General features: G+C 71.1%; 6 protein-coding genes. All 6 read right to left on the bottom strand.

What is annotated here, in order from left to right:
* Positions 1–45: 45 nt before the first annotated feature.
* The 6 genes from GHR20_RS34890 to GHR20_RS34865 all read right to left on the bottom strand — a co-directional run bounded on the left by GHR20_RS34890 (position 46) and on the right by GHR20_RS34865 (position 9585).
* Positions 46–1398, bottom strand: a complete 1353-nt coding sequence (locus GHR20_RS34890; RefSeq protein WP_153815522.1) for a serine hydrolase domain-containing protein — start codon at positions 1396–1398, stop codon at positions 46–48.
* Between the two features lie 105 nt (positions 1399–1503).
* Complete coding sequence (locus tag GHR20_RS34885) at positions 1504–2712, bottom strand: cytochrome P450 (protein WP_111582916.1); 1209 nt, start codon at positions 2710–2712, stop codon at positions 1504–1506.
* 1153 nt (positions 2713–3865) lie between these two features.
* Positions 3866–6049, bottom strand: a complete 2184-nt coding sequence (locus tag GHR20_RS34880; RefSeq protein WP_153815521.1) for a discoidin domain-containing protein — start codon at positions 6047–6049, stop codon at positions 3866–3868.
* Positions 6050–6099: 50 nt separating this feature from the next.
* Positions 6100–7707 carry a glycoside hydrolase family 13 protein gene (locus GHR20_RS34875; RefSeq protein WP_153815520.1) on the bottom strand — a complete coding sequence of 536 codons (1608 nt, stop codon included), beginning with the start codon at positions 7705–7707 and terminating at the stop codon, positions 6100–6102.
* A 49-nt stretch (positions 7708–7756) separates the two neighbouring features.
* A complete protein-coding gene (locus GHR20_RS34870; RefSeq protein WP_148023459.1) occupies positions 7757–8635 on the bottom strand; it encodes a carbohydrate ABC transporter permease in 879 nt (292 codons plus the stop codon).
* Positions 8632–9585, bottom strand: coding sequence for a sugar ABC transporter permease (locus tag GHR20_RS34865; protein ID WP_148023460.1), 954 nt, complete (start codon positions 9583–9585; stop codon positions 8632–8634). Before GHR20_RS34865 ends, GHR20_RS34870 begins: the two co-directional genes overlap by 4 nt.
* Between the last annotated feature and the right edge of the window lie 2 nt (positions 9586–9587).

Raw genomic sequence — 9587 nt, 5'->3', positions numbered from 1 at the left:
GCCGTGACCGACACGCGGTCCGGCCTGCCCCGTCGGCCCCGTCCGTCAGCCGTCGTCGGTGCGGCGCGCCGTGCGGCCGGATATCTGTATTCGGTCGATGCTCCCGGTGACCGGGTCACGGTGGAAGCGGCCACCGGGCTCCAGGCTGCCGGTGGCCGGGTCGCGCAGGTCGTACGACAGGTCGGCGTAGCAGACCAGCGGGAGCGCCAGGTCGCCGTCCACGGACAGGGCGGGCTCGCCGTCCGGGCCGGCCGTGACGCGGTAGCCCGTGCCGCCGTTGCGGTACAGACCCACGCACTCGGGCAGGGCGGCGCGGCGCCCCCCGTCCACGGGGTGTCCGCCGGCCGGTACCCGGATGCCGGTGAGCCGGGCGAGTTCCCCGGTGAGGTCGCGCCACAGCGCGGTCGCACCGCCGGCGTTGCCCGTGAAGGCCACCACGACCCCGCTCTCCGGGTCGGTGCGCAGATGGCAGGACGTGCCCTGGGCGTTGCCGTCGTGGCCGAACCAGGCACGGCCGTCGTGCTGGTAGAGGGCGAGTCCGGGGGTCCAGCCGTCGGCCAGGGTGCCGGGCCGGGCGGCGGGTTCGGGGCGGCGCATGTCCTTCGCGACGGCGGGCGGCAGCAGATCGCCGCGGCCGATCAGCGCGTTGCCGAACGCGGCCAGGTCCGCGGCGCTCGCGAGCAGCGCGCCAGCCGGCGCCTCCAGCGGTGCCAGGTTCTGCCGGGCCGCGAGGGCCTGTCCGGTGGCGGTGTTGACCGCGTGTCCCGCGGCCACGGGACGGCCGGGCGCGGCCTCGCCGATGAACGCCGGTGCGACACCGAGCGGTTCGAGCAGCAGCGACCGGACCGCCTCGCCCCACGGCATCCCGGTGACGGTCTCCACCAGCCGTCCGGCGGCGACGTAACCGGCGTTGGAGTAGGAGAAGTCGGTGCCCGGCGAAAAGAGCAGGTCACGGGCGGTGCACACCGATGCCAGATAGCGGGCGGCGGTGGTCGCGGCGGCGGTGTCGGAGTCCGGCCCGGTGGGCAGCCCGCCGGTGTGGCTGAGCAGCTGACGGATCGTCACCCCGGGGACGGAGCGCAGCTCCTGAAGGTGCAGGGCGGCGGGCTCGTCGAGGTCCAGGTCACCGTCGTCGGCGAGGAGCATCACGAGGGCCGCGGTGAACGGCTTGGTGAGCGAGCCCAGGGGGACGGCCGTGTCCCCGGTGAGGAGGGTGCCGGCGGAGACGTCGGCGGTGCCGGTGTGTATGGATATGACGTCGGTGCCGGTGTCGAGGACCAGTTGGGCGCCGGGCACCCGGTGGGTCCGGGCGAGCGCGTCGAGGCGGTCCCGCAGTTCCCGGCGTAACAGCGAGGGCGTCCGGGAGACGGGCGGAGCGGCGGGGATGGTGTACGGCATGAGAAGGGGACTCCCGTTGGATGGGTCTCATGTGCGGGTGTTTCCGGTCCGGCCCGGGTCTGAGCGGTACGGGGGCCGACCGGGGCGCTGCGTGTGCGCCGGGGATTACGCTCGGCCGACCTCGACGGGCAGATGCCGTACGCCGACGATCACGGCCGGATTCTGGTAGGTGATGTCCTTGTGGGACGGGACCGCCAGCATGCGGAATCGTTCATGCAACATACGCAGAGCGATCCGTGCCTCCAGCCGGGCCAGCGGCGCACCGAAACAGAAGTGGATGCCGTGCCCGAAGGTCAGATGGGGATTGGGTGAGCGGGTCACGTCGAAGACGTCGGGCGCGTCGAAACGGGCGGGGTCCCGGTTGGCGGCGCCCAGATGTGCCATCAGCAGGGTGTCGGCGGGGATCTCGTGACCGCCGAGGACGACGGGCCTGGTCACCCGGCGGCCCAGTTCGGGGAAGGGGGGCAGCCAGCGCAGCACCTCCTCGACGGCGGTGGGGATGCGCAGCGGATCGGCGCGCAGCGCCGCGTCCGTGTCGGGGTAGCGGTCGAAGGTGACGATCGCGTTGCCGAGCAGCGCGGTGGTGGTGATGTGTCCGGCGACCAGCAGCAGCGCCACGAAGCCGACCATCTCCTGGTCCCGCAGGCGCACGCCGTCCACCTCGGCGGCGATGAGTCTGCTGGTCAGGTCGTCGCCGGGGGCGGCGCGCCGGGCGCGTATGTAGTCCAGCATGTAGCTGTTCATCTCGCGCACGGTCGGGGCGATGGCCTCCAGCGCCCGTTCCAGATCGGCCATGTCCGGCGCCTCGCCGAGTTGGTCGCCGCCGAACAGCACGCTCGCCCACTCCTGGAAGAGGCGGTGCTCCTCGGCGGGGATGCCGAGCAGTTCGGCGATCACGATGATCGGCAGCGGGTAGGCCAGCGTGTCGACCAGGTCGAACCGGTCGTGGTCGGCGACGCCGTCCAGCAGCCGGGCGCAGATGGCCTCGATACGGGGTTCGAGCCCTTGCACGACCCGGGGGGTGAACGCCTGGCTGACCAGGGTGCGGAGTTTGCGGTGCTCCGGGGGGTCCATGCCGACGAAGTTGCCCTGGGTGAAGGTCTCGAAGTCGGCCTGGGTGGGGCTGAGGGCGGAGAGGTCCGAGGAGTACGTCGCCGGGTCGGCGAGCACGGCGGCGACGTTCTCGTGGTCGAGCACCTGCCAGGTGCCCTGGACCTCGTCGTGCCGTACCGGACCGGCCTCGCGTAGACCCCGCCAGCGGTCGGGCAACTCCTCCAGGAGGAGCTGGCCGTCCGTCGGTTGCCTGCTGATCACCTTGTCTCCTTGCTAGCGCGTGCGGGCACAGCGGAGCCACACACACGGGGAACGGCGCGAACCCGCACGGGCCGGCCGGCGGAAGATCCCGGGCACCGCCGCGCGAAAATCCGGAGCGGAGCAGCGCGTGACCCGTGTGGTGTGCTGATGACTTGCCTTGGAACGGCGGAACGGTCGGCTGCCGTCGGTCCGCCGCCGGGACGGATCGGGAACCGTCAGCACATACGGCGCAGGACGCGGCGGCTGCGCGGCCGGCCACGGCCCCGCGGCAAGCCCGGTCGTACGGCGCACCAACCCGACATAGCCCATCCCCCTTGGCGAAACCTCCCGCGCGGTGATGGCGCGGGACCCTCCCGGTTCGTATACGGACAGCAGGGGCCGAGGGCCCCGACTACTCGGAACGCGATGTGACGATACGCAATCGCGGAGCATGCCGCCCCACGAATGGCATGATGCGCACCCCGTCACACCTTCGTTTCGATGGATCTCGGCCACAGTCTTCACGGTGAGTCACGCGTAAGCAACCCCCTGAAGTTGAACGGAGAGTACTCTGCCGGTGTTTTTGCGTCACCATCGGGCAATCTCCGACGGGCCGTGCGCGCGCCCGGAATCGCGGCCGAATCGTCGCCCGCCCGGGTGCCCCGGCACCCCGCGCACAAACCGGCGCCGCGAAAAATTCCTCACCCGTACACAGGTCGGAACGTCGCACGTCGCGGCACCTCCGCGGTCCGGCGACGCGCGACACGCCCGGGCGCGATGGCCGAACTCCGGCCCTGATCTGGGCTGATTATCCGACAGAGAGGGTTGCTCGTAGGCCACTTTGAACGACGCGCGCGATATGCCAGAAGCACGTCCCATATCTGTCCGACACGCCACCCCACCCCGCCCGCCCCAGCGGCACCCCTTGACAGCCCCCGGACGGGGGAAGCAAAGATTCCGGCCGGAACGAGCGTTTTCAGCCAACCTGGCGCGTGAGGGGCGCACTTGAAGATCTCACTCATCACGCGCGCTCCCCCGACGTGGCCGGGCGCGCGCCGTCCGCCGCGCGAGGCTGCGCTGCCCGGTCGCAGGTGATGCCGGTGCCCGGGCTCTCACCCCCGGGCACCGGCACCTGGAGACGGCTCCGGCGAGCCGCCCGGTCCGCAGCGGGACGTCAGGGGGTGAGGTACGCCTCCACCTCGCTGAACTGCCCCGCCGGCCAGCCCGTGTTGGCGCTGACCGACAGCCGCAGGTACCGCAGGTTCGCATCCCCCGGCAGCGACACCGTGGCGGTGTTGCCGGTGGCCGGGTCGAAGCGGTAGCCCTGGGAGCCGGCCACGGTGGAGTAGGCGGAGCCGTCGGTGCTGCCGAGCACGGTGACGGTCTGGGTGCGGGCGCCCCACGCCGAGGACGGCGGCAGCTTCAGCACCAGCCGGCGCACCGCGTACGACGAGCCCAGGTCGACCGTCAACGACTGCGGGAAGGCGTTGTTGGCGGACTCCCAGTACGAGTTGGCGTCACCGTCGACCGCCTTGCCCGGCGTGTAGACGTCCTGGAAACCGGTCGCGGTGGCCGGCCGGCCCTTGGCGAGGTTGCGATTGGGATCGGGCGCCGGATTGCCCTGGCCGGGCTGGGGCCAGCTGGAGCAGTCCGACCAGCTGCCGGACCAGCCGGAGTTGCCGCCGCCGTCGGTGAGCGTGAAGGGCCCGGAGTTCGCCGGATACGGGCAGTTGTACACCCCGGCCGAACCGACACCGGTGGCGGTGACGTTCTTGAACGTGGCCGCTCCCTGCGCCTCCGCCTGCACCACGACCGTGCCGGTGTTCCGCACCGTCGCCCCGGTCACGTTGACGTTCCGCACCGGATAGCCCTGGCCGCCGCCGGAGACGAACTCGAAGGCGCTGTAGGGGCTGTCGGTGATCGTCGTGTTCGTGATGTTCACCGTGGCGTTGATGGCACTGTCGTACGAGTCGACGCGCAGCGCGCCCATCGGATGGTTCCAGTTGGGGTTCATCGCGCCGGCGCGCACCAGCGTGTTGCCGTCGACCGTGATGGTGCCGGCCAGCGGCGAGAACGGGTCCAGGAACTTCTGGTTGGAGATGGCGATACCGCTGCCCAGGGCGTTGGTGTCGGAGACCAGATTGCCGCGCACCGTGATGTCGGTACCGCCGTAGATGGCGATGCCGTTGGCCAGGTTGGGCTGGGAGATGGTGTTGTTCTCGAAGCTGGAACCGGTGTCCGGGCCGTACAGCGACCACATGGCGAGGGAGTCGTCGCCCTGGTTGCGCAGGAAGTTGTCGCTGACCCGGACCCCCTTGGCGGTGCCGTTGAGGTTGATGCCGTCGGCGGTGGTGTCGAGGATCCGGTTGTTCTCCACGACCAGGTTGTCGTTGGTGCCCGTCAGCCACAGGCCGCACTTCAGATGCTGGATCCACATGCCGGAGACGGACGAGCCCGGCCCGAGGGAGCCGTTGACGAAGTTGTCCGGGCTGGAGTCGACGCGTTCGGTGACCTCGCCGATCACCGCGAAGTCCTTGATGTGGACGTTCCCAGCGGAGCTGGACTGGTCGATGAAGCGGGAGGTGTGCACGACCGAGTACCAGCCGCCGGCCCCCTGAAGGGTCACGTTCTGTACCCCGTTGAGGGAGGAGGTGAGCTTGTAGTCGCCCGGCGGGATCCACACCGTTCCGCCCTGGGCGGCGGCGATGGCGTCCCGGAAGGCCCCCGTGGAGTCGCCGTTGCCGCTGGGGTCGGCGCCCTTGGAGACGACGGACACCGATCCGGACGGCTGTGCGGCGGCGGCGGCGACCTGCTCGAAGTCGGCCACGTCCACGGTGACTTGTGTACCGGTCGCGACGAACGCGACCTTGTCCCCGGCCTGGACGTTCTGCCCCAGCAGCAGCCGGGCGTCGTCGAAGAAGTGGTGCGTCCTGCTGCCGGTGATCCAGCCGGTGTCGACGTAGGAGTACTTGGAGGTCACCGGAAGGGTCCTGGCCAGCTTGGTGCCGTTGACGTACACGTCGAGCGAGCCGGACTGGCCGTCCGGGACGCTGTAGGAGACGTTCACCGCGTTGGCCGCGCGCGGCACGGTGAACTCCACCCGCTGGCCCGAGGACAGCTGGACGGCCTGCCGGCCGGACGCCTCCGAGGCGAGCGTGCCCTGGGTGTAGTCCGGCCCGATCTTCGTGCCGGTGGTGGTGGCCGACTCGGCCTCGACCGAGGTGAAGGGCAGGGTGGCACCCGCGGCCGCGGCCGCGTGCGCGCTGGGTGCCACCGCGACGAGCATGCCGGCGGCGAGGGCGACGACCGCCCCGATGGCCGGCATGCGCCTGACAGATCTGACGGTGCTGGTGTGCATGAGCTGTTCCCTTCGGGGTGGGGGTGCGCGGGACAGCGGTGCGCCGCGGCTCAGGCGTGCAGCCAGACCGCGGTGTCCTGCGGCAGCCGGCCGGACTCGGCCAAGGGGCCGCTGCTGAGCAGGAGTTCGGAGTGCGCGGGCAGGTCGGCGGGGGTGGCGGAGAAGTTCACCGCGCAGATCGCGCCGTCCGCGCGGGAGAAGGCGAGGACGCCGTCGGGGGCCGGGAGCCAGGTGAGGGGGCCGGTGCCGAACCGGGGGCGCAGGGCGATGGCCCGGCGGTAGAGGGTGAGCAGGGAGCCGGGGTCGCGCTCCTGGCGGTCGGCCGCGTACGACGCCCAGCCGGCCGGCTGCGGCAGCCATGGCTCGCCCGTCGAGCCGAAGCCCGCGTACGGCAGGCCGGCGGTCCACGGCAGCGGCACCCGGCAGCCGTCCCGGCCGGGGTCGGCGCCGCCCGAGCGGTGGTACATCGGGTCCTGGACGCGGTCGAGGGGGATCTCCGCCTCCGGCAGCCCCAGTTCCTCCCCCTGGTACAGGTACACCGAACCGGGCAGCGCGAGGGACAGCAGGGCGGCGGCCCGCGCCCGGCGGGTGCCGAGCGCCGGATCGGTCGGGGTGCCGAACGCCTTGGTGGCGAAGTCGAAGGCGGTGTCCTCGCGGCCGTACCGGGTGACCGTGCGGGTGACGTCGTGATTGCACAGCACCCAGGTGGCGGGGGCCCCGACCGGGGCGTGTTCGGCGAGGGTGGTGTCGATGGCGGCGCGCAGCCGGCCGGGCTGCCAGGGGCAGGACAGAAAGGAGAAGTTGAAGGCGGTGTGGAGTTCGTCGGGGCGCAGATAGCGGGCGAAGCGCTCGGCGTCGGGGAGCCAGACCTCGCCGACGAAGACACCGTCGTAGGCGTCGGCGACGGCGCGCCAGGAGCGGTAGATGCCGTGGAGTTCGTCGCGGTCGACGAACGGGTGCGGCTCCGGACGGGTGGCGAGGTCCGGCAGGTCAGGGTCCTTGGCGAGCAGGGCCGCGGAGTCGATGCGGACACCGGCGACGCCCCGGTCGAACCAGAAGCGGAGGATGTCCTCGTGTTCCTGGCGGACTGCCGGGTGGGCCCAGTTGAGGTCGGGCTGCTCGGGCGTGAACAGGTGCAGGTACCAGTCGCCGTCGGGCAGCCGGGTCCACACCGGTTCGGTGGTGCCGGCGAACTGCGACGGCCAGTCGTTGGGCGGGAGTTCACCGTGGGCGCCGCGGCCGGGCCGGAAGTGGAACAGGTCCCGCTCGGGGCTGCCGGGGCCGGCGGCGAGAGCGGCCCGGAACCAGGGGTGCTGGTCGGAGACGTGGTTGGGGACGATGTCGATGAGGGTGCGGATGCCCAGCGAGCGGGCCTCGTCGATGAGTTTCTCCGCCTCGGCGAGGGTGCCGAACGCCGGGTCGACGGCGCGGTAGTCGGCGACGTCGTAGCCGCCGTCCTTCATCGGTGACCGGTACCAGGGGTTGAACCACAGTGCGTCCACGCCGAGTTCGGCCAGGTAGGGCAGCCGGGAGCGGACGCCCGCGAGGTCACCGGTGCCGTCGCCGTCGCCGTCGGCGAAGCTGCGGACGTAGACCTGGTAGATGACGGCGGAGCGCCACCACTCGTGGTCGCTGAAGGCATGGGTGGGCTGTCCCACTGGGCTGTGCCTTTCTGTAGACGGGCGGTCGGCGAGCGGGCGGCCGGCGTCAGCCCTTGGTGCCGCCCGCGCTGATCCCGGCGATGATGTGCCGCTGGAAGACGAGGAACAGCGCCACCATGGGGATGCCGGCGATCACCATCGCGGCGAGGAGCACGGTGAGCTGGATGTTCTGCGACAGCTGGACCAGGGCCACGCTGATGGGCTGCTTGTCGGTGTCGGAGAAGACCATCAGCGGCCACAGGAAGTCCTGCCAGACGGCGACCAGCGCGAAGATGGACACGACGCCGAGGACCGGCCGGGACATGGGCAGCACGACGGACCACAGGGTGCGCAGCTTGCCGGCCCCGTCGATCTCGGCGGCCTCCAGCACATCGCGGGGCAACTGGTCGAAGAACCGCTTGAGCAGATAGAGGTTGAAGGCGTTGGCGACCGCCGGGAGCCAGATGGCGAGCGGGTCGTTGAGCAGGCTGGTGTGCAGCAGCGGCAGATCGGCGACGGTGAGGTACTTGGGTACGACGAGTGCCTGCGCCGGCACCATCAGGGTGGCGAGGATGCCGCCGAGGATCACCTTGCCGAAGGCGGGCCGCAACTTGGACAGGGCGTAGGCGGCGGCCGTGCAGAACACCAGCTGGAGGGCCCAGGCGCCGGCCGCCTGGACGACGGTGTTCCACAGGTGCCGCGGGAGCTGCATCAGGTCCCACGCGTCGGTGTAGGCACCGGTGTGCCAGTGCTGCGGCACGAGCGTCGGCGGGGTCCTGGCCACCTCGTCGGGGGACTTCATCGCGCCGGTGACCATCCAGTACACCGGGAAGAGGAAGGCGAGCGCGAAGAGGACGACGACGGCGGTGAACACCGTCCAGTAGATCGCTCTGCCGCGTGGGCGGGCGAGGGTGGCCGGGGAGATCAGGGTGCGGGTGGTGGTCATGCGGTGTCCCCCTCGTTCCGGGTGAGCCGCAGGTAGCCGGCGGAGAAGGCGCCGAGCAGCAGCAGGAGCATGACGCTGAGGGCGCAGGCGCCGCCGAAGTCGTTGTAGAGGAAGGCGTATTTGTAGATGAGGTAGAGCACGGTGACGGTGGCGCTCTCGGGGCCGCCGCCGGTGATGACGTACGGCTCGGTGAACACCTGCATGGTGGCGATGATCTGGAGGAGCATCAGCATCATGATCACGAAGCGGGTCTGCGGGACCGTGATGTGCCGGATGCGCTGGAGGAGGTTCGCGCCGTCGAGTTCGGCGGCCTCGTACAGCTCGCCGGGGATGGACTGGAGGGCGGCCAGATAGACGAGGACCGTGCCGCCCATGTTGGCCCAGGTCGCCACGATCACCAGGGAGACGAGTGCGGTGTCGGTGCCGTTGGACCAGTTCGAGGTGGGCAGGTGGACGAAGCGCAGCGCCTCGTTGGCGAGTCCGGCCCCGGGGTCGTAGAACCACTTCCACAAAAGGGCGCTGACCACCGGCGGGATCATCACCGGCAGGTAGACCACGACTCTGAAGAACGCCTTGGCGTGCCGCAGTTCGTTCAGGACGAGGGCCAGCAGGAAGGGGACGGCGAAGCCGATGAGCAGGGCGAGCAGTGTGAAGCAGAAGGTGTTGCGCCAGGCGGCGGCGAAGTCCGGGTCGTGCCAGACGCGGGTGAAGTTGGCGGTGCCGACCCACTGCGGCGGGGAGCCGGGGGTGTACTTCTGGAAGGCGATCACGACCGCGCGGATCGCCGGGTACCAGGAGAACAGGACGAAGCAGAGCAGGCCGCCGAGGAGGAAGGCGTAGGCGCGCAGCTGGTCGATCAGGCGGCGCCGGCCCCGGTCCCCTGCCGGGGCCGGCGCCGGGACCGGGGGGACGGCGGCCGCCGTCCGCTGCCGCTCGGCCGTCTTCGTCATGG

It is taken from the genome of Streptomyces sp. SUK 48, from assembly GCF_009650765.1.
GTDB lineage: Bacteria > Actinomycetota > Actinomycetes > Streptomycetales > Streptomycetaceae > Streptomyces.
Note: the sequence above shows the minus strand (reverse complement) of the source record. Positions and strands in the feature narration are given on the sequence as shown.

Excerpts from the sequence above, each read along its gene's own strand:
- GHR20_RS34890 (WP_153815522.1), bottom strand. The coding sequence starts at position 1,398 with ATGCCGTACACCATCCCCGCCGCTCCGCCCGTCTCCCGGACGCCCTCG.
- GHR20_RS34880 (WP_153815521.1), bottom strand. The coding sequence starts at position 6,049 with ATGCACACCAGCACCGTCAGATCTGTCAGGCGCATGCCGGCCATCGGG.
- GHR20_RS34870 (WP_148023459.1), bottom strand. The coding sequence starts at position 8,635 with ATGACCACCACCCGCACCCTGATCTCCCCGGCCACCCTCGCCCGCCCA.
- GHR20_RS34865 (WP_148023460.1), bottom strand. The coding sequence starts at position 9,585 with ATGACGAAGACGGCCGAGCGGCAGCGGACGGCGGCCGCCGTCCCCCCG.